The 20103-nt window shown below is 66.4% G+C and carries 18 protein-coding genes; 11 read left to right on the top strand and 7 right to left on the bottom strand.

Going from position 1 to position 20103, the window contains the following annotated elements; translation table 11 throughout:
• Positions 1 to 21: 21 nt before the first annotated feature.
• The 3 genes from WC729_RS13400 to WC729_RS13390 are packed head-to-tail and all read right to left on the bottom strand — an operon-like array spanning position 22 to position 3873.
• Entirely contained in the window at positions 22 to 1182 is a 1161-nt protein-coding gene (locus WC729_RS13400; RefSeq protein WP_372853523.1) for a serine hydrolase domain-containing protein, read from the bottom strand.
• A gap of 1 nt (position 1183) precedes the next feature.
• Complete coding sequence (locus WC729_RS13395) at positions 1184 to 2455, bottom strand: class I SAM-dependent methyltransferase (RefSeq protein WP_372853521.1); 1272 nt, start codon at positions 2453 to 2455, stop codon at positions 1184 to 1186.
• 44 nt (positions 2456 to 2499) lie between these two features.
• Positions 2500 to 3873 (bottom strand): deoxyribodipyrimidine photo-lyase, encoded by a 1374-nt coding sequence (locus WC729_RS13390; RefSeq protein ID WP_372853519.1) that lies wholly within the window; start codon positions 3871 to 3873, stop codon positions 2500 to 2502.
• 143 nt (positions 3874 to 4016) lie between these two features.
• Here WC729_RS13390 and WC729_RS13385 point away from each other — a divergent pair, with 143 nt between their 5' ends.
• Positions 4017 to 5189, top strand: coding sequence for a cupin domain-containing protein (locus WC729_RS13385; protein WP_372853517.1), 1173 nt, complete (start codon positions 4017 to 4019; stop codon positions 5187 to 5189).
• A gap of 9 nt (positions 5190 to 5198) precedes the next feature.
• Here WC729_RS13385 and fdxA read toward each other — a convergent pair whose 3' ends face one another.
• The 4 genes from fdxA to WC729_RS13365 all read right to left on the bottom strand — a co-directional run bounded on the left by fdxA (position 5199) and on the right by WC729_RS13365 (position 9727).
• Complete coding sequence (gene fdxA / locus WC729_RS13380; RefSeq protein ID WP_372853515.1) at positions 5199 to 5540, bottom strand: ferredoxin FdxA; 342 nt, start codon at positions 5538 to 5540, stop codon at positions 5199 to 5201.
• An 18-nt stretch (positions 5541 to 5558) separates the two neighbouring features.
• Entirely contained in the window at positions 5559 to 6593 is a 1035-nt protein-coding gene (locus WC729_RS13375; RefSeq protein ID WP_372853513.1) for a 2-oxoacid:ferredoxin oxidoreductase subunit beta, read from the bottom strand.
• The gene (locus WC729_RS13370) at positions 6590 to 8581 is read right to left on the bottom strand and encodes a 2-oxoacid:acceptor oxidoreductase subunit alpha (protein ID WP_372853511.1); all 1992 of its coding nucleotides are present in this window, start codon (positions 8579 to 8581) and stop codon (positions 6590 to 6592) included. The genes WC729_RS13375 and WC729_RS13370 overlap by 4 nt, the downstream gene beginning before the upstream one ends.
• A 108-nt stretch (positions 8582 to 8689) precedes the next feature.
• Positions 8690 to 9727, bottom strand: a complete 1038-nt coding sequence (locus WC729_RS13365) for a cupin-like domain-containing protein (RefSeq protein WP_372853509.1) — start codon at positions 9725 to 9727, stop codon at positions 8690 to 8692.
• Between the two features lie 123 nt (positions 9728 to 9850).
• Between WC729_RS13365 and WC729_RS13360 the strand changes: the two genes are divergently transcribed.
• The 10 genes from WC729_RS13360 (at position 9851) to WC729_RS13315 (ending at position 20087) form a co-directional block, all read left to right on the top strand.
• On the top strand, positions 9851 to 10825 hold the full coding sequence (locus WC729_RS13360; protein ID WP_372853507.1) for an alpha/beta hydrolase: 975 nt from the start codon (positions 9851 to 9853) through the stop codon (positions 10823 to 10825).
• On the top strand, positions 10822 to 11301 hold the full coding sequence (locus WC729_RS13355) for an RNA pyrophosphohydrolase (protein WP_372853505.1): 480 nt from the start codon (positions 10822 to 10824) through the stop codon (positions 11299 to 11301). The genes WC729_RS13360 and WC729_RS13355 overlap by 4 nt, the downstream gene beginning before the upstream one ends.
• Before the next feature lie 32 nt (positions 11302 to 11333).
• A complete protein-coding gene (locus WC729_RS13350; RefSeq protein ID WP_372853503.1) occupies positions 11334 to 12227 on the top strand; it encodes a YdiY family protein in 894 nt (297 codons plus the stop codon).
• 475 nt (positions 12228 to 12702) lie between these two features.
• Positions 12703 to 13911: a hydrolase gene (locus WC729_RS13345; protein ID WP_372853501.1), complete on the top strand. Its 1209-nt coding sequence runs from the start codon at positions 12703 to 12705 to the stop codon at positions 13909 to 13911.
• A complete protein-coding gene (locus WC729_RS13340) occupies positions 13908 to 14924 on the top strand; it encodes an arginine N-succinyltransferase (RefSeq protein ID WP_372853499.1) in 1017 nt (338 codons plus the stop codon). The genes WC729_RS13345 and WC729_RS13340 overlap by 4 nt, the downstream gene beginning before the upstream one ends.
• Positions 14925 to 16178, top strand: coding sequence for an N-succinylarginine dihydrolase (locus WC729_RS13335; RefSeq protein WP_372853497.1), 1254 nt, complete (start codon positions 14925 to 14927; stop codon positions 16176 to 16178).
• A gap of 65 nt (positions 16179 to 16243) precedes the next feature.
• A complete protein-coding gene (locus tag WC729_RS13330; protein ID WP_372855454.1) occupies positions 16244 to 16462 on the top strand; it encodes a hypothetical protein in 219 nt (72 codons plus the stop codon).
• A gap of 66 nt (positions 16463 to 16528) precedes the next feature.
• Positions 16529 to 17431 carry a sulfate adenylyltransferase subunit CysD gene (cysD, locus tag WC729_RS13325; protein WP_372853495.1) on the top strand — a complete coding sequence of 301 codons (903 nt, stop codon included), beginning with the start codon at positions 16529 to 16531 and terminating at the stop codon, positions 17429 to 17431.
• Entirely contained in the window at positions 17431 to 19353 is a 1923-nt protein-coding gene (gene cysN, locus WC729_RS13320; RefSeq protein ID WP_372853493.1) for a sulfate adenylyltransferase subunit CysN, read from the top strand. The genes cysD and cysN overlap by 1 nt, the downstream gene beginning before the upstream one ends.
• Complete coding sequence (locus WC729_RS13315) at positions 19350 to 20087, top strand: 3'(2'),5'-bisphosphate nucleotidase CysQ (RefSeq protein ID WP_372853491.1); 738 nt, start codon at positions 19350 to 19352, stop codon at positions 20085 to 20087. The genes cysN and WC729_RS13315 overlap by 4 nt, the downstream gene beginning before the upstream one ends.
• Positions 20088 to 20103: the final 16 nt, after the last annotated feature.

Here is a 20103-nt window from a genome sequence, read left to right as displayed (position 1 = left end):
CGCTTGCGGGAGGGGACATGCTCACTTCGCCGCCGCCATCAGCTTCTCGAAAAACGCCAGCCGCGCGAGCGTCAGCGATCGCTCGCTCGCCTTGGGCGCGGCGCTGACCATCGCGATCACCAGCTTCGACGCCGGATCGATCGTGATCATCTGCCCGAAAATCCCCTGTGCACCGTAGCGGCCCTCGGGATAGGTCCACCATTGATAGCCATAACCATAGCCACCAGGCGCCACCTCGGCATGCGCCCTGGTCGCCTCGGCGAACCAGCCCGGCGCGACCACGCCCTTGCCACCCTCGAGCGTGAACTGCCCGAAGCGCGCATAGTCACGCAGCGACACCGACAGGCAGCAGCCGCTGACCTCGGCGCCGGTCTGGTCCTTCATCCAGAAACCGTCGCGCTCCAGCCCCGCCGGCTTCCAGATCTTCTCCTCGGCATAGGCAGCGAGCGTCTTGCCAGTGGCGCGGCGCACCAGCACGCCGATCAGGTTGGTCTCGCCCGTCTTGTAGACCCATTTCGTGCCCGGCGCCGTCTCGCGCGGCAGCTTGCGCATGAAGAACACGGTCGGATCGACGCCCGCCGGCACCGGCTCCAGGAACATCCGCGCCACGTCGGACTTGGGATCGGTATAATCCTCGTTCCATTTGACGCCCGAGGTCATCGTCATGAGCTGCGCGACGGTCACCCCGTCATAACCACTGCCTGCCAGATCGGGGATGTAACGAGTCACCGGATCGTCGAGCGATTTGATGAAACCGTCCTTGATCGCCGCGCCGACCAGGGTCGAGGTAAAGGACTTGGCGACCGAGAAGCTGGTCCAGCGTCCTTCCGCCGAAAACCCGCGCGCATAGCGTTCGAGCCGCACCTTGCCGTCCTGCAGCACGATCAGGCCCGCGACGTTCATCGAACTCATGAACGCGTCCACATCAGCAGCCGCTATCGGCAACGGCGTTCCGGCCGGCAGCGCACGCACCCTGGCGGGGTCCGCCTTGATGACGTTGCCCGGGAAGATCTTCTCCATCGCCGGGAAGTTCGAATCGCGCTGCGCCTGCGACCAGAACAGCACTTCCGCACCGACCTGACGCTGGGTCGCCTCGGCCGCAGGCTGGGCCTGGCCGAAGCCCTGCACCGGAATCATCGCGACGCCCGCCAGCGCGAGCACGCCCAACAACTGCCTCTTCATCTCATCCCCCCTTGATCAGCGTGACCTGGGCGACATGTATCCCGCCGCCTCTGAACCCGCCCTCGCAATACATCAGATAATATCGCCACAGATCGACGAAATGACGATCGAATTCGGCCGGCAGCCTTCCTGCGGCTACCGCGACGTCGAACGCCGCGCGCCAGCGCTTCAAGGTCTCGGCATAATGAAGGCCGAAATCGCGCTGGTCGTGCCAGCCCAGGCCATTCGCCTCGGCAATGGCGCGAAAACGGCTTTCCGACAGCAGCATACCGCCCGGGAAGACGAAGCGCTGGATGAAATCGACATTGTTCGCATAGGCGTGGAAGATCGCGTCATCGATCGCGATATACTGGATCGCGGCGCGCCCGCCCGGCTTCAGCGCTCGCGCGATCGCCTGCAAATAGGCCGGCCAGAACTCCTCGCCGACCGCTTCGACCATCTCTATGCTGGCGACCGCGTCATACTGCCCCGTGACGTCGCGATAGTCGGTCAGCGACACGGTGACGCCGTCCAGCCCCGCCGCCGCCATGCGCGCCTCGACCGCGCGCTTCTGCTCGGCGGACAGGGTGATGCCATGCACCTTCACCCCTGCCCCCGCCGCAATCTCGGCGAAAGAGCCCCAGCCGCACCCGATCTCCAGGATGGTGTCGCCGGGCTTGGTCGCGGTGCGATCGAGGGCGGCGCGAAGCTTCGTCGCCTGCGCGTCTTCGAGCGATTGCGCCGCCGAGATCGGTTCCTCGAACAGCGCGCTCGAATAGGTCATGCCCGGGTCGAGCCACAGGCTGTAGAAGTCGTTGCCCAGATCGTAATGGAACTCGATGTTCCGCCGCGCCCCGCTGCGGTGATTGCGGCGGAGCAGGTGCCACAGCCGCCGCACCGCGCGCATCGGCCCGCGCGAGCGGCCCGCCTCACCCAGCGGACCGCGGTTGCGCATGAACAGATCGAACAGCGGCACGGGATCGGGGCTGCGCCATTCGCCCAGCGACCAGGCGACATACCAGCCGGCCGAGCCGCCCATCGCCAGCCGGATCAGCGCGCGCCAGCTCGTGATCTCGACGATCGCGACCGGCCCCTCGGCCCGCCCGCCGAGCACACGATCGGTCCCGTCGGGCAGCGAGGCTTCGATCGCGCCCGCCTCCAGGCCGAGGTCGATCCGGTCGAGCAGACGGTGAAACAGGCCCGCAAAAGGAGCGAGAAGCCGGTCGACCCGACCCGTCGCCGGTCTCGCGCGCGTCCCGAAGCGACGGCCCCTGTTCGGCGCTGAAACGTTCATCAGGCGGCTCATGCACCCGGAGCGAGGGCGGGAAAAGCGATTCGTCACCGAGCCTTCGCGGCGGCGGCCAAAGCACGCTCCCGCGCTTCGCGATGCCCGATGATCTTCGCCGGATAAGCGTCAGGTCGGCACCCCGCCGCATCCGGATCGTGAATCGCCCCATCCGAGAGATGCGCCAGCTCCGGCACCCATTCCCGAATATAGTCGGCCGCGTCGAACTTCGCCGATTGAGTCAGCGGCGCCATGATCCGCACGAACATGTTCGAATCCACGCCCGTCCCCGCGGTCCATTGCCAGTTGACGCTGTTGTTGCCGTAATCGGCGTCGACCAGCGTATCCCAGAACCACGCCTCGCCCTCGCGCCAGTCGATAAGCAGATGCTTGATCAGGAAACTGGCCGCGATCATCCGCACGCGATTGTGCATCCAGCCGCTCGCCCAGAGTTGGCGCATCCCGGCATCGACGATCGGATAGCCGGTGCGGCCCTGCTGCCAGGCGCGGAAATCGGCGCGCGCTTCGCTGCCGGTGCGCCAGGCGAGACGGTCGAGCGCCTCGCGCCCGTTCTTCGATCCATAGTCCGGGAATTGCAGGATCACATTCTGCGCATAGTCCCGCCAGGCGACCTCCTTCAGGAAAGTCGTCGTATCGCCCCGCGCCTTCTCGACATGGTGCCAGACGGTCGCCGGCGAAATCTCGCCGAAATGCAGATGCGGCGACAGGCGCGAACTGCCCTCATCCGACGGCAGGTTGCGATCCACATCATAGGCGGCCGCCCTGGGCACGAAATCCTCGAGCCGCTCCGTCGCGCCCTCCTCGCCCGGGGCCCATTCTTGCCGGAAGCCGCCGGCCCAGTCGGGTTTTCCCGGCAACAAATGCCAATCCTCCAGCCGATCGCTCGCCGGCCATGCCCCCGGGGCGGGAATACTGCGCGGAACCCGCGCGGGGACAGGCGGCGGCATATGCTCGCGCAACGCGCGCCAGAACGGCGTATAAATCTTGTAGGGCTGCCCCGCCCCGGTCGTGATCGAGCCCGGCGGCGCGAGATAATTGCCGTCATGGCACACCAGGTCGAGCGTCTTCGCCGCCGCGCGCTCGGCATTGCGCCACCATGGTTCATAATGAAGCAGGCAATGCACCCGCCCTGCCCCGGTTTCCTCGGCCAGCTTGGCCAACTCAACCGCCGCATCGCCCCGCCGAAGGATCAGCCGCGATCCCTTGTCGCGCAAATGCCGGTCGAGCGCTTCCAGGCTATGATGCAGCCACCAGCGCGACGCCGCGCCCATGCGCCGGTGCTTCGGCGTCTCGTCGTCGAGCACATAGGCCGGAATCACCGGCCCCGCACCGACCGCGGCGATCAGCGCGGCCTGATCGGTCAGCCGCAGATCGCGGCGAAACCAAAGAAGCGTCGGCGCGGTCAACGGCGGCGCCGGGGTGGAAAGCAGTACATGCCTCCGGCATGCCCGGCGCCCGTCATACCCGCAAGCGCCTCGGGCGAAGCGCTTCCCAATACGGCCGATACTGGTCTAGTCACGGACCACAGCAGCGGGAGTGGCCCCAGCACATGATAACCGACCTGCGCAGCCTGGTTGCGCCGAACCCGCTTGCCACGCTCACGGGTGCGATGGTCGCCGAACAGCGGCTTCACCTGCACACGACTCGACAGGCCGATTTCGCCCGGCTGCTCCCCTGGCCCGCCTTCAACGCCCTCATCACGTTCGACCGGCTTCAGGGCGGCCAGGTCCGCGCGATCCGCAACGGGCACGACATGCCGCTCGGCATGCTGACCGCACGCGCCGGCCGGTTCGACCATCAGGAACTCGCCCCCGATTCGCTGCAAGCCATGGCCGATATGGGCCTCAGCCTGGTCATCAACGACATCCACCGACTGGTGCCGGGCATCGGTGCCCTCGCCGCCATGGTCGAGCGCCATCTCCGCGCCCGCGCCGGCGTGAACGCCTATGTCAGCTTCCGCCAGGACAGCGCGTTCGGCGCGCATTGGGACGATCACGACGTGCTGGTGCTGCAGGTCCATGGCCGAAAACGCTGGTTCTGCTACGGCCAGCGCGACGCCTATCCGATGAAGGGCGCCCCGGCGGTCACCAAGATCGGCGATGCCGAGGAGCCACTGTGGAGCGAAGTGCTCGAACCGGGCGACATTCTCTACATCCCGCGGGGCGAGTTCCACCGCGCGCAGATCGAGGACGGCTATTCGCTCCATCTGACGATCGGGCTCGCGTTTCCGCGCGGCGACGATGTCGTACGCTGGATCGGCCGGCGCTGCCTGGAGGACGCGCTTTTCCGCCGCGACATCTCAATCCTGGCTGGCCCCGAGGCTCTGGCGACACGGCAGGAAGACCTGCGCGCGGCGCTGCACCGCGCGGTGGACGATATCGACCTCAGCCGTTTCCTCGCCAATGCGGATCGCCAGCGCGAGTCGCTGAAGGTGCTCAACCTCGGCCTGTCCGATCCGCTCGACCCAAATGTGGTGATCCGCCCGATGCTGCGCCGCCGCCTGCCGCTTCCCGAGGGCACGACTCAGTTACGCTACGGCCCGGCAACAACCACGCTGACCCCGGCCGAACGCGCAGTCCTTGCCGATCTGCTCGAGCGCGACGCCGCGACGCTTGCCGGGTTGATCGAGGCGCTGCCCGACCTGCCCGCGCAGGACATCAGCGACGCCGTCTCCGGCCTCGCGCGTAAATCGCTGGTCCTGCTGTCCGACGAGCCCGCCTGACGCCGACGATCAGTCGCCCTTGCCAGGTTCGGCCGAGAAATACGCTTCGAACTTGCCCGCCAAGCCGTTGAACGCCTCCGCGTCATCCGGCGTCTGGTTGAGCTTGCGCGACACCACCGGCCACTGACTCGCATAGGTCTTGTTCAGCTCGATCCAGGCCGTCGCACCGCTTTCGATATCGGGCAGGATCGCATCGGCCGGGCATTCCGGCAGGCAGAGATTGCAGTCGATGCACTCGTTCGGATCGATCACGAGCATATTCTCGCCCTCGCGGAACGCCTCCACGGGACAGACCTGAACGCAGTCCATGAACTTGCACCGGATGCAGGCATCCGTGACGACGAACGTCATTGCCGGCCTCCGCCCGCCTTACATCGTGTGCGGCTGCTTCTCGACCTGCCAGGTCTGGCCCTGCGAGAGGAGCTTCTGCAAATTGGGCGTCTTGCCCGTGCTGGCCTGTGCGTTCTGCGCGACGACCGCGCTCTCGAAGGTCGGCGCGGGATCGTCATAGAGCACGCCCAGCGCCATCGGGAACGCCCCGAACGGCATCTCGACCAGCATGTGCGCGACCGCTCGGTTGGTCTGGTCGTGCACGATGACATGCGCCGTGGCCCAGTCGCCGTCGACGACATCGACCACCTTCAGCACCAGCCGCTCGGTATCGAGCGCCAGGCCCTTGGTGCCACCCTCGAACAGCAGCGGCTTGCCATGCTCGACCCAGAGCTGGTTGGCCGAAGCATTGGCCTTCTCGGTAAAGGGCGCGAACACATCGTCATTATAGACGATGCAGTTCTGGAAGATTTCGACGAACCCGGTGCCCTTGTGCGCATAAGCTGCCTTGAGCACTGCGGGCAGGTTCTTGTTCACGTCGATCGCCCGCGCCACGAAGCGCGCGCCGCTGCCGAGCACGAACGCGCACGGGGTCAGCGGCCGGTCGAGCGAGCCGAACGGAGTCGAAGGGCTGCGCGTGCCGACATGGCTGGTCGGCGAGTACTGCCCCTTGGTCAGGCCGTAGATCTCGTTGTTGAACAGCAGCACCTGGCAATCGAGGTTGCGGCGGATCAGATGCATCGTGTGGTTGCCGCCGATCGACAGCGCGTCGCCGTCGCCGGTGATGATCCACACGTCGAGATCGGGATTGGCCAGCTTCACGCCCGTCGCCACTGCCGGCGCGCGGCCATGGATGGTGTGGAAGCCGTACGTTTCCATGTAATAAGGGAAGCGCGACGAGCAGCCGATGCCGCTGACGAATACGGTATTCTCCGGCCGCGCGCCGATCTCCGGCATGGTGCGCTGCACTGCCTTCAGGATCGCGTAATCGCCGCAGCCCGGGCACCAGCGCACTTCCTGGTCGGTCTCCCAATCCTTGGGCAGGGTCTTCGCGATGGGGGTCATGTCGTTCATGAGCGTGGTTCCGGATTGCGGTTGGCACCGATGTGGATCGCGGCCGTGTCGAGATCCTCATCGCCCAGCGAGGTTGGCAATTGGTGGGTGTCCGCCGGCACTTCGCTGTGCGTCTGCCCACCACCGAGCGCCTCTTCGATCGCCGCTTCGATCTCGGCGATCATGAAGGGCTGACCGGAAATCTTGTTGAGCGGCTTGGCGTCGACCAGATATTGGTCGCGCAGCACCGTCTTGAGCTGGCCGGTGTTCATCTCGGGTACGAGGATCTTCTCATAACTCTTTAGTAACGCACCGAGATTTCTCGGCATCGGCCAGATATGGCGGATATGGATGTGGCTGACATCCAGCCCCCTGGCGCGTGCCCGGCGCACCGCCTGATGGATCGGGCCATAGGTCGATCCCCAACCGACGATCGCGAGCTTGCCGCTCTCGGTCCCCATCTCGACCTTTTGGTCCGGCACATCGATACCAAGCACCTTGTCGCGGCGAATCTCGGTCATCGCCTGGTGGTTGGCCGCACCATAATCGATATTGCCGGTACCGAGCTGCTTCTCGATACCGCCGATGCGGTGGAGCAGGCCGGGCGTGCCCGGCTTCACCCAGGGCCGCGCCAGCTTCTCGTCACGCGCATAAGGCAGGAAACCGCCCTCGGGCACCTCATCGAGATAGGTCACCGGGAACGGCGTATAGCTGTCCATGTCCGGCACCAGCCACGGCTCGGCGGCATTGGCGATATAGCCGTCGGTCAGCAGCATCACCGGGGTCATGTACTGAACGGCGATGCGCACTGCCTCGATCGCGCAATCGAACGCATCGGCGGGCGAGCGCGCCGCGATCACCGGCATCGGCGAGTCGCCGTTGCGGCCATAGACCGCCTGATACAGGTCGGACTGCTCGGTCTTGGTCGGCAGGCCCGTCGACGGGCCGCCACGCTGCGAATTGACGATGACGAGCGGCAGCTCGGTCATGATCGCCAGCCCCATCGCCTCGCCCTTGAGCGCAATGCCCGGGCCCGACGAGGAGGTGACACCCAGTTGCCCAGCGTACGAAGCGCCGATCGCGCTGGCGATCGCGGCGATCTCGTCCTCCGCCTGGAAGGTCGTGATGCCGAATTCCTTCAGCCGCGACAGATGATGCAGGATCGCCGAGGCAGGCGTGATCGGATAGCCACCGAAGAACATCTTCACGCCGGCCAGCTGAACGCCCGCGACCAGCCCGAGCGAGATCGACTCGGCACCGGTGACGGTGCGGTACAGGCCCGGCTCGGCCGGAGCCGCCGCGACGTGATGCTGCTTCATCGGTCCGGCCAGCTCGGCCGTCTCGCCGTAAGCATGGCCCGCGTTCAGCGCGGCGACGTTCGCCTCGACCAGCGTTGGGTTCTTCGCGAACTTGGCCTTCAGCCAGTCGATCAGCGGCTGGCGGTCACGATCGAACATCCAGAGCGCGAGCCCCAGCGTCCACATATTCTTGCAGCGCAGCGCTTCCTTGTTGCCGAGGCCGAAGGGCTTCACCGCGTCGAGCGTCAACTGCGAGATGTTGAACGCCAGCACCTGCCACTTGGCCAGGCTGCCGTCGTGCAGCGGGTTCACCGCGTACTTCGCCTTGGCGAGGTTGCGCTCGCCGAACTCGCCTTCGTCGGCGATGATCAGGCCGCCCGGCTTCAGCGCATCGACATTCGTCTTCAGCGCCGCCGGGTTCATCGCGACCAGCACATCGGGCGCATCGCCCGCCGTCTCGATCGCGGTCGATCCGAAATTGATCTGGAAGGCGGAGACGCCGAACAACGTGCCTTGCGGCGCCCGGATCTCCGCGGGGAAATCGGGGAAGGTCGCCAGGTCGTTGCCGGCAAGCGCCGTCGACAGGGTGAATTGCCCACCGGTGAGCTGCATGCCGTCACCGGAGTCTCCGGCGAAGCGCACAACGATCGATTCTGCTGGGGGATGTGCCGATGCCTCGGCGGGCGTCAATTCGTGAACGGCGGATGCCATTTATGTTTGTCCTGCGGATTTATCCGACGCCCTCTATGCCCGGAGCGTTGACTGGCCAACCTAGTTTGATCGAAGGCGCCTGCAAATGGTTCTTTTAAGCAGGCCGGATCAGAGCGGTACGTTGCTGCGATAGCTGCTGTAGAAATCATTGTCCCAGACGAAGCGGGTGAACGACATGCCGATCGTCTGGTCGAGCCCGTCGACATGGTGCCACCAGCCGATCGGCAGGAACACCGCATCGCCCGGCCCGATCGTGCATTCGAGCACGGCGGGCTTGCCGTCGCGCGCCGGCCCGGGAAGCAGATCGTCGCTGCCCCAGGCGCTGTAGCAATGGCGGTGGTTGCGCATCAGCGGCGTGTCGTGGCTGGCGACCATGCGCACGCGCTTGCGCCCCGAAATCTGCAGCAGCAGATTGTTGGTCAGGTCGTGATGCCACGGCGTCACCGTGCCCTTCGGGCCGATCCAGATGAATCCCAGCCCGGTCTCGCCCGGCGTGAGGATGCCCGGCATCTCGCCGACATCGGGCAACAGCGGCGCGAAGGCAGCGCGATTCGCGTCGCTGTTGTTCGCGGTGACGTAGAAATCGTTGCTCGGATCGGGCGAGCGAAGCCGCCGCGCGATCTCCGAAAAGGGCTGGAACGCACCGTGCGCATCGGCATTGCCCTCATAATCGCGGTCCCGCTCCCTTTCCCACTGGACCCGCACCTGCCGGTCTCCAAGTTTGGACGTGAGATGGTCGAGCGTCCATTGGCGCGCCGGCCAGTGATCGATCAGGCCGCGCAGCACGGCCGGGCGGTGCGCCCGGTAATGATCGCGGTAGAAGATTTCCGGATCCGGCTTGTCGAGCACGGGAATCTCGAGCCCCTCGGGGTCGTTGGCGGCAAGGCGCGCCTGATTCTGCAACACCCATTCCCATTTGCCGAGCCGGTTCTGCAGCTTGCTCGCGCCGAGCAGATAGGGACTTTTTAGCGCCCGCCCGATCTCGGCCTGGACCAGGCCAAGCGCGATCCCCGCGCTCGACGCCAGCTGAGTCGCGAGAAGATCGGGGTCGGCGCCGTCGAGCAGCCGCTCCGCGACGACCCTGCGGAAATCGTCGTTGAGCGGGACGCTCTGGGCGGCTGCCTTGCGCCGGTTCTGTTTCGCCATGTCGTCCGTTCCCCCGGGGTCAGCCTTGTCTTCGCCGAAGCCCGCCGATTATGGACGAGGGCGGCCATCGTGCCTAGGTAGCTCTGCCCCGCGACCGCATGTCGGGGATTGTGGGAGATTGATGTGACCGGCCCCTTTGTCCGACCTGACGTGCGCGCCTTCCTCGATTACCTCAACAACGTACCGGGCCCGAAAATGTACGAGCTGGAGCCGCCGGCGGCCCGCGCGGTCTATGCCGCGATGAAGGACGTCGCCGACCTGCCCGTCGGCGATCTGGCGACCATCACCGATCTCTCGATCCCCGGCCCGGCCGGCGCCATCCCGGCGCGGCTGTTCGATGCGAAGCCGAGCCGCGAGCCCGGCCCGGTCATGCTCTTCTACCATGGCGGGGGCTTCGTGATCGGCGATATCGACACGCATGCCAGCTTCTGCGCCGAGATCACGAGGGTGCTCGATCTGCCGGTGATCTCGGTCGATTACCGCCTCGCCCCCGAGAATCGCTGGCCCGCCGCCCCCGACGATTGCGAAACGGCGGCACGCTGGGTGGCGGGCAACCCGGCCGAGCTCGATCGCAAGGTCACCAGCCTCGTCGTCTGCGGCGACAGCGCCGGCGGCAATCTCGCGATCGTCACGGCGATAGCGCTGCGCGATGCGCCCGCCGCGGTACCGGTGATCGCGCAATTCCCCATCTATCCGGCCACCGATGCCTCGAAGGATTATCCCTCCTACACCACCTTCGCCACGGACTTCCTCCTCACCCGCGACACCATGGAATGGTTCCAGGCCTCCTATGATGCCGAGGCCAGCCATATCCGCACCTCCCCGCTGATCGGCGATCTGGCCGGCATGCCGCCGGCGGTGGTGATCACCGCCAGTCTCGACCCGATCGGCGACCAGGGCCGCGCCTATGCCGGCGCGCTCGCGGTGGCGGGCGTGCCGGTGATCTTCCGGGAAGCGCAGGGCAACATCCACGGCTTCGTGACCTTGCGAAAGGCCATCCCCTCGTCGGTCGGCGACGTTGCAGGCGCGCTGGCGGCGCTGAAGACGGTGATCGCCGAAGCCGAAGGCGACCGCGTGATGGCGCAGGCAGCAGGATGACCGACCCGACCACCCTTCCCTACCGCCCCTGTGCCGGCGTGATGCTGCTCAACCGGAACGGGCAGGTGTTCGTCGGCCAGCGTGTCGATTCGACGCTCGAAGCCTGGCAGATGCCGCAAGGCGGGATCGACGACGGCGAGGATGCCGAAACCGCCGCAATCCGCGAGCTTGGCGAGGAAACCGGCGTCCAGCCCGACAAGGTCGAACTGATCGCGACCGCGCCCGACGAGCTGTTCTACGATCTGCCGCCCGACCTGATCGGCAAGGTCTGGAAGGGCAAATGGCGCGGCCAGCGCCAGCGCTGGTTCCTCTACCGCTTCCTCGGCGAGGACGGCGATGTCGATATCGCGACCGAGCATCAGGAATTCCGCGCCTGGCGTTGGGTCGACCCGGCCGAGCTTCCGGACATCATCGTGCCGTTCAAAAAGACGCTCTACGAGGACGTTCTGGCGGCTTTTGCCAAGCATCTGGGTTGATCGCGGACTGATCCGCGGGCTATCCGGCTTGTATGCAGCTTCGCCTCGCCCTGCTCGCAGCGCCCCTGTTGCTCGCCAACACGGATCCAGCGCCCATCCCTCCGGCCATGAAGGCGATGCTCGATGCCGCAATGGCCTCGGGCAATGACGGCGAAGTCGCGACCGTCGCCAAATATGCGCGTGCCGCCGCGCCCGATGCCGCGCCCGCCATCACCGCCGCGATCGACTCGTGGCGCAAGGACCGGGCCGCCAAGCGCGAAGAGACCTTGCGCAACGCTGGTGTGTTCGACCTGTGGCACGGCCGCGCCGAACTGGGCGGCTATCTCACCACCGGCAACACGCAGGACACCGGCCTGAGCGGCGCAATCGACCTGTCGCGCGAGACGCTGCGCTGGCGCCACAAGATCCACCTCGCCGCCGACTACAAGAAGAGCGCGGGCGTGGTCAGCCGCGAACATTATCTCGCCGGCTACGAACCCAATTTCAAATTCTCCCCGCGCGGCTATGTCTACGGCGCCGCGCAATTCGAGAGCGACCGGTTCCTCGGCTATACCGACCGCTATTCCGCGTCGCTCGGCGCCGGCTACAGCGCGATCAAGCAACCCGGCGTCACGCTCGATCTGGAACTCGGCCCGGCCTATCGCGACACGTCCTTCACCGATCGCACCCGCGAAAGCAGCGTCGCGGCACGCGGATCGCTCGATTTCGACTGGAAGCTGACCCGGACGATCTCGGTCAGCCAGGACGCCTCGGCTTACGTCCAGCACTACAACAGCACCGTCAGCAGCACGACCGCGCTCAACGCGAAGCTGATCGGCCCGTTGGCGGCGCGCTTCTCCTATGTCGTGCAATATGAAAGCATGCCGCCTATGGGCCGCGTCGGCACCGACACGACCAGCCGCGCGTCACTGGCGTACAGCTTCTAGCGGAACCTCCGCCCGTACTCCCCTTTGCGCTTCCCCGGCGAAGGCCGGGGCCCAGTTGGGGGACGAGTGTGGTTAGCGTTGCGAGCGGTTACTGCGGCCTTCCCAACTGGGCCCCGGCCTTCGGGGAAGCGATCACTCGTCCGTCAGCGATTCAAAACCCAACGCCGCCATGTCAGCGTCCCGTCAGCGAACACCGCCGAAACACGAACGCCGCCACCGCCGCGCGGCCAGATCGAGCCCCTGTTATGCCCATTTCATCCCGCTGTTATCGCCACCGATACCGCTGTTACGGGTCACATTTTCCCCTGTTATCGAATAACAGGGAAAACGATCATCAAACCACTGAAACGAATGGATATTATTTCCAACAAAATCGCCCGGAACAGCGGAAAAAAATTATCGCCCTCCGTTACGGCACCGTAACGGGAAAGCCCCACCGGTTCCCGCGCCACCCAAATCCGGCTAACACCGCGTCATGACCGCGCTTTCCACCGTCGAACGAGACGCCATCGCCACCCTGTCCGACGCACCGATGCTCGCCCAGGTCCAGGACTGGGCCATGATCAACAGCGGCACCCGCAACATGGCCGGGATCGCCGCCATGGCCGGCAAACTCGGCGACGCCTTCGCCGTGCTGCCCGGCCGAATCGATCTGGTCGAGCCGACCCCCGTGACCAGCGTCGGACCCGACGGCACCGTCTCCGACCTCGCGCATGGCAAGCATTTCCATCTGGCCGTGCGCCCCGACGCGCCGGTGCAGATGCTGTTCACTGGCCATATGGACACGGTCTATCCGGTCGATCATCCCTTCCAGGCGCTGACCTTCCTCGACGACACCACGCTCAACGGCCCGGGCGTCGCCGACATGAAGGGCGGCCTCGCCACCATGCTCGCCGCCCTCAAGGCAGTCGAAGCGTCGCCGCTCGCCGCTCGCATCGGCTATGAAGTCGTGATCAATTCCGACGAGGAGACGGGTTCGGCCTCCTCCACCGCCCTGCTCGCCCGCGCCGCGCGCGGGAAAGTCGCCGCGCTCACTTATGAGCCCGCCCTGCCCGACGGCACGCTCGCCGGCGCGCGTGGCGGCACCGGCAACTTCTCGATCGTCGTCCACGGCAAGAGCGCGCATGCCGGCCGCAACCCCGACGAGGGCCGCAACGCGATCGTCGCGGCGGCCGATATCGCGCTCCGCCTGAGCAAGGTGCGCGGCCCCGGCCTCGCGGTGAATCCGGCGCGAATCGAGGGCGGCGGCCCCAACAATGTCGTGCCCGAACTCGCCATCCTGCGCGTCAATTTCCGCCCCGCTTCGCAGGAGGAGATCGCCCGCGCTCAGGCAGCAATCGACTCGGTGGTCGCCACGGTCGCCGCCGAGCACGACGTCCGCATCCATGTCCATGGCGGCTTCAACCGCCCGCCCAAGCCGATCGACCCCGGCGCCGCCAAGCTGTTCGAACTGGTCAAGGCCGCCGGCGCCGATCTCGGCCTCGCCATTTCCTGGCGCGCGACCGGCGGCGTGTGCGACGGCAACAACATCGCTGCCTGCGGGGTGCCGGTGGTCGACACCATGGGCCCGCGCGGCGGCCTGATTCATTCGCCCGACGAATTCCTCATCGTCGACAGCCTGGCCGAACGCGCCGCTCTCTCCGCGCTCACCGTGCTGCGCATCGCCGAAAAGGGTTCCCTATGAGCTTCCGCATCCGTGCCGCGCGCGACGAGGATCTGCAGCCGCTCTACGAGATGGCCAAGCTGACCGGCGGCGGCTTCACCAATCTCCCCGCCGATCGCAGCGCGCTCATGATCAAGATGGCCCGCAGCCATGATGCGTTCGCGCGGACCGACGACACGCTGGCCGATGACCTGTTCGTGCTGGTGCTGGAGAATGTCGAGACCGGCGAAGTACGCGGCACCTGCCAGATCTTCACCCAGGTCGGGCAGCGTTACCCATTCTACAGCTACCGCCTCGGCACGCTGACTCAGCACAGTGCCGAACTTGGCCGCACCTTCCGCGCCGACCAGCTCTCGCTCACCACCGATCTGGAAGGGTGCAGCGAAGTCGGCGGCCTGTTCCTCCATCCGGGCGAGCGCGCCGGCGGGCTCGGCATGCTGCTCGCGCGCAGCCGCTATCTGTTCATCGCGCGCCACCGCGCACGCTTCGCCGACCGCATCCTCGCGGAACTGCGCGGGATCATCGACGAGGCCGGCGGCTCGCCCTTCTGGGACGGCCTTGCCGGCCGCTTCTTCGGCATGAATTTCCAGGACGCCGACCAGTTCAATGCGGTGCGCGGCCACCAGTTCATCGCCGATCTCTTCCCCAAGCACCCGATCTATATCGCGATGCTGTCCGAACATGCCCGCGCGACGATCGGCCTGCCCCATCCCTCCGGCCGCGCCGCGATGCGCATGCTGGAGAATGAAGGGTTCGCCTTCGAGAATTATATCGACATCTTCGACGGCGGCCCGACCATGACCGCGAAGACCGATCAGGTCCGCACCATCCGCGAGGCGCAGTCGACGACGGTCGCCGCGATCGACAATGACGGCGGCGAAGCGGCGCTGATCGCCACCGGCCGGCTCGCCGATTTCCGCTGCGCTTATGGCCGCCTCCGCCCCTGTGGCGAGGGCGTCGCGATCGACCGCACCTGCGCCACCGCGCTGGCCATCGCCGAGGATGCCGAGATCAGCCATGTCGGGCGGGCCTGAATGCTGAAAGAGATCAACTTCGACGGCCTGATCGGCCCGAGCCACAATTATGCCGGCCTCAGCCCCGGGAACCTCGCCGCGACGCGCAACGCGGGCAAGGTCGCCGCCCCGCGCCGTGCCGCGCTTGAGGGCATCGCCAAGATGCGCGCGAACCTCGCGCTCGGCCTGACTCAGGGCGTCTTCCTCCCGCTGGCCCGCCCCGACCATGCCTGGCTCGACAGGCTCGCGACCAATTACGCCGAGGCCGCGTCGCACCTCCAGGCCCAGGCGCTCTCCGCCTCGGCGATGTGGGCCGCCAACGCCGCCACCGTCTCGCCGTCGCCCGACACTGCCGACGGCCGCTGCCATCTCTCGGTCGCCAATCTCGTGACCATGCCGCACCGCAGCCACGAATGGCCCGGCACGCTCGCCCAGCTGCAGCTCGCCTTCGCCGACCCGCTCTTCGCGGTGCATGGCCCGGTGCCCGCCCCGTTCGGCGACGAGGGTGCCGCCAATCACATGCGCCTCTGCCCCGCGCACGGCCAGCCCGGCGTAGAGGTGTTCGTCTATGGCGTCTCGGGCGGCCCCTTCCCCGCGCGTCAGCACCGCGAAGCGAGCATGGCCGTCGCGCGGCGGCACCGGCTCGATGCCGGCTACACCCTGTTCGTCGACCAGTCGGAGCAAGCCATCGCCGCCGGCGCCTTCCACAATGACGTCGTCGCCGTCGCCAACGAACGCGTGCTGTTCGCGCACGAACTGGCCTTTGCCGACAAGGAAGCTTTCTACGCCGATCTGCGCGGCATGCTGCCCGAGGTCGAGATCGTCGAGGTGCCCGCATCGCGCGTCAGCCTCGCCGACGCCGTCTCCTCCTATCTGTTCAACGCCCAGCTCGTCACCCTGCCCGACGGCACCATGGCGCTGATCCTGCCCGAGGAAGCGCGCGAGAATGTCGCGGTCTGGAGCTGGCTCCAGGAGATGATCGCCGGTAACGGTCCGATCCGCCGGCTCGAAGTGGTCGATGTCCGCCAGTCCATGGCCAATGGCGGCGGCCCCGCCTGTCTGCGCCTGCGCGTCGTGGCCGATCCCGCGACGATCGATCCCCGCTTCCTGGTCGATAATGACCGGCTCGACCTGATCGCGAACATCGTCGAGCAATTTTGGCCCGAGGAAATCCCGCACGAAACGATCGCCGATCCGGCATTGGTCGGCGCGATCGAGCGCGCCCGGACGGCGCTGCTGGAGGCCCTCGGCACTGTCGAGTTAATTGACAGGTAACCATATGTGTAAAGACGAAAATCGCGGAAATCCGCCATTGGCCCGGTCATTGCTTAATGACTGGCATGTGGACGAAATTCTCTCGCCTGTTCGTCATCAAGACCAAGTTCGAGGCGTTTGCGGTCATCTACGGCCTCGGCCTCGGCGCGGTGGAGCGGGGGGTGCATTACCTGCAGCAATATCCGGGCTATGGCGGCTGGATGCTGTTCGCGGTCTGCCCGATCGCGGTCTTCATGGCCGGCGCGCGCATCCTGGATTCGGTCGAGCGCTCGCACTCGGAGTGAGCGAGCTATTGCGCTCAACAGGATAAGTTGATCGCTCTTGGCGCTTACGACACTATCTGGACGAGCATGAACGTCGCCCTCACCCATCTCCAACGCCTCGAGGCGGAGAGCATCCACATCATGCGCGAAGTGGTGGCCGAGGCGGAACGCCCGGTCATGCTCTATTCCGTGGGCAAGGATAGCGCGGTGATGCTGCACCTCGCGCGCAAGGCATTCTTCCCCGCGCCGCCGCCCTTCCCGCTGCTGCATGTCGATACGACCTGGAAGTTCCGCGACATGTACGAGCTGCGCGACCGCGCCGCGGCCAAGGCCGGCATGGAGCTGCTGGTCTATCGCAACCCCGAGGCCGAAGAGCGCGGCATCAACCCGTTCGATCACGGCAGCCTCCACACCGACATGTGGAAGACCGAGGGCCTGAAGCAGGCGCTCGACAAATACGGCTTCGACGCAGCCTTTGGCGGCGCGCGCCGCGACGAGGAGAAGAGCCGCGCGAAGGAGCGCATCTTCAGCTTCCGCTCGGCCCGCCAGCGCTGGGACCCGAAGAACCAGCGCCCCGAACTGTGGAAGCTCTACAACGCCCGCAAGAGCCGCGGCGAAAGCATCCGCGTCTTCCCGCTCTCCAACTGGACCGAGCTTGATATCTGGCAATACATCCTGGCCGAGGGCATCGAGATCGTCCCGCTCTATCTCTCCGCCCCGCGCCCGACGGTCGAACGCGACGGCTTGCTGCTGATGGTCGATGACGACCGATTCCGGCTCGAACCCGGCGAAGTACCCGTCGAACGCTCGATCCGCTTCCGCACGCTCGGCTGCTACCCGCTGACCGGCGCGGTCGAGAGCGAAGCGGCGACCCTGTCCGAAGTGATCCAGGAGATGCTGCTCACCACGACGAGCGAACGCCAGGGCCGCGCGATCGACCATGATCAGTCGGCGAGCATGGAGAAGAAGAAAGCGGAGGGATATTTCTGATGGCCTCCGCGCCTTCCTACCAGACCGACGAGCTGATCGCGTCCGACATCGACGCGTACCTCGCGCTCCACCAGAACAAGTCGCTGCTCCGCTTCATCACCTGCGGCTCGGTCGACGACGGCAAGTCCACCCTGATCGGCCGCCTGCTCTACGATTCGAAGATGATCTTCGAAGACCAGCTCGCCGCACTCGAGGCGGACAGCAAGCGCGTCGGCACGCAGGGTCAGAACATCGATTTCGCTCTCCTCGTCGACGGCCTCGCCGCCGAGCGCGAGCAGGGCATCACCATCGACGTCGCCTATCGCTTCTTCGCCACCGAGAAACGCAAGTTCATCGTCGCCGACACGCCAGGCCACGAGCAATACACGCGCAACATGGTCACCGGCGCCTCGACCGCCGATCTCGCCGCGATCCTGATCGACGCGCGCAAGGGCGTGCTGTCTCAGACGCGCCGTCACTCCTATCTCGTCAAGCTGCTTGGCATCCGTCATATCGTACTCGCAGTGAACAAGATGGACCTGGTCGGCTACGACCAGGCGACCTTCGACGCGATCGTCGACGATTACCGGACCTTCGCCGAATCGATTGGCATCGAAAGCTTCACCGCTATCCCGCTCTCGGGCCTCGCCGGCGACAATATCGCGTCGCGCTCCGATGCGATGGACTGGTACGCCGGCCCCTCGCTGATCGAACATCTCGAAACCGTGCCGCTCGGCACCGATGCAGCACAGGACCGCGCGTTCCGCCTGCCGGTGCAATGGGTCAACCGCCCCGACCTCGATTTCCGCGGCTTTGCCGGCATGATCGCCTCGGGCGTGGTGCGCCCCGGCGACGCCGTGCGCATCCTGCCTTCGGGCAAGACCAGCAAGGTCGCACGGATCGTCACCATGGACGGCGATCTCGACCAGGCCGTCGCCGGCCAGTCGGTCACCCTGACCCTGACCGACGAAGTCGACTGCTCGCGCGGCGACGTGATCGCCACGGCATCGTCCCCGCCCGAGGTCGCCGACCAGTTCAAGGCGACGATCGTCTGGATGGCCGAGGACCAGCTGCTCCCCGGCCGCACCTATTGGATGAAGATCGGCACGCAGACGGTCGGCGCGACCGTCCAGCCGCCCGACTATGCCGTCGACATTAACACGCTCGCCGAGCTGTCGGTGAAGACCCTGGGCCTCAACGACATCGGTGTCGCCCAGCTTTACACGGATCGCCCGATCGTCTTCGAGGCGTTCAGCGATGGCGCCGATCTCGGCGGTTTCATCCTGATCGACCGCGCGACCAACGCCACGGTCGCGGCCGGCATGCTGACCTATTCGCTCCGCCGTGCGCAGAACGTCCATTGGCAGGCGATCGACGTGACCCGCGAGGCGCATGCCGCGCAAAAGGGGCAGAACCCGAAGGTGTTGTGGTTCACCGGCCTGTCCGGCTCCGGCAAGTCGACCATCGCCAATCTGGTCGAAAAGAAGCTCCACGCGCTCGGCCGCCACAGCTTCCTGCTCGACGGCGACAATATCCGGCACGGGCTCAACAAGGATCTCGGCTTCACTGATGCCGACCGGATCGAGAATGTCCGCCGCATCGGCGAGGTCGCCAAGCTGATGGCCGATGCCGGGCTGATCGTGCTGACGGCCTTCATCTCGCCCTTCCGCGCCGAACGCGAACTGGTGCGATCGATGCTGCCCGCGGGCGAGTTCGTCGAGATCTTCGTCGACACCCCGCTCGCCGAGGCGGAGAAGCGCGACGTGAAGGGCCTCTACGCCAAGGCGCGCAGCGGCGAGATCGCCCATTTCACCGGCATCTCCAGCCCCTATGAAGCGCCAGAGCGCCCCGAGGTCCGGGTCGACACCACGCGCGAAAGCCCGGAAGCGGCAGCGGAGCGGATCGTCGAACATATCATGGGCGTGTGGAGCCCCGATCTGTGACGGACGCCGAAGTCGCCCGATCAGTCGCGCTCCAGGCGGCAGCGTTGCTGCGGAACCTGTGCGCCGCCGGCAATTGTATCGATACCGATCTCAAACGCCGCGGCGATGCCGAAGCCAATGCCCTGATCCTCGATCTGCTCCATGCGGCCCGCCCCGACGACTTCGTCCTGTCGGAGGAGGCGGTCGATGATCGCACCCGCTGCGCCGCCAGCCGCGTCTGGATCGTCGATCCGCTCGACGGCACGCGCGAGTTCGGCGAACGGCGCGAGGATTGGGCCGTCCATATCGGCCTGGCGATCGACGGCGTGCCCGTGACCGGCGCCGTCGCCTTGCCTGCGGCCCACCGTGTGTTCGCCACCGACGACCCGCGCCCCGTATGGCCCCCGCTCCCCGCGCGCCCGCGCATGGTCGTCAGCCGCACCCGCGCGCATGCGATCGTCCAGCATGTGGCCGAGACGCTCGGCGCCGAGCTGGTGCCGATGGGCTCGGCCGGCGCGAAGGCGATGGCGGTGGTCGAGGGCAAGGCCGAGATCTATCTCCACGCCGGCGGCCAATATGAATGGGACAATTGCGCGCCGGTCGCGGTCGCGCTGGCGGCCGGGCTCCACGCCTCGCGCATCGACGGCAGCCCGCTGGTCTATAATTGCGCCGATCCGCTGCTCCCCGACCTGCTGATCTGCCGCCCCGAATATGCCGAGGCGGTGCTGACCGCGGTGGCCGCGACGGTCCCTTAGCGGGACGCGCCTTTGT

Source organism: Sphingomonas sp. (assembly GCF_041661825.1).
Lineage (GTDB): Bacteria > Pseudomonadota > Alphaproteobacteria > Sphingomonadales > Sphingomonadaceae > Sphingomonas.
The sequence above is the reverse complement of the archived record's forward strand: the minus strand, read 5'-3'. Positions and strand labels throughout refer to the sequence as shown.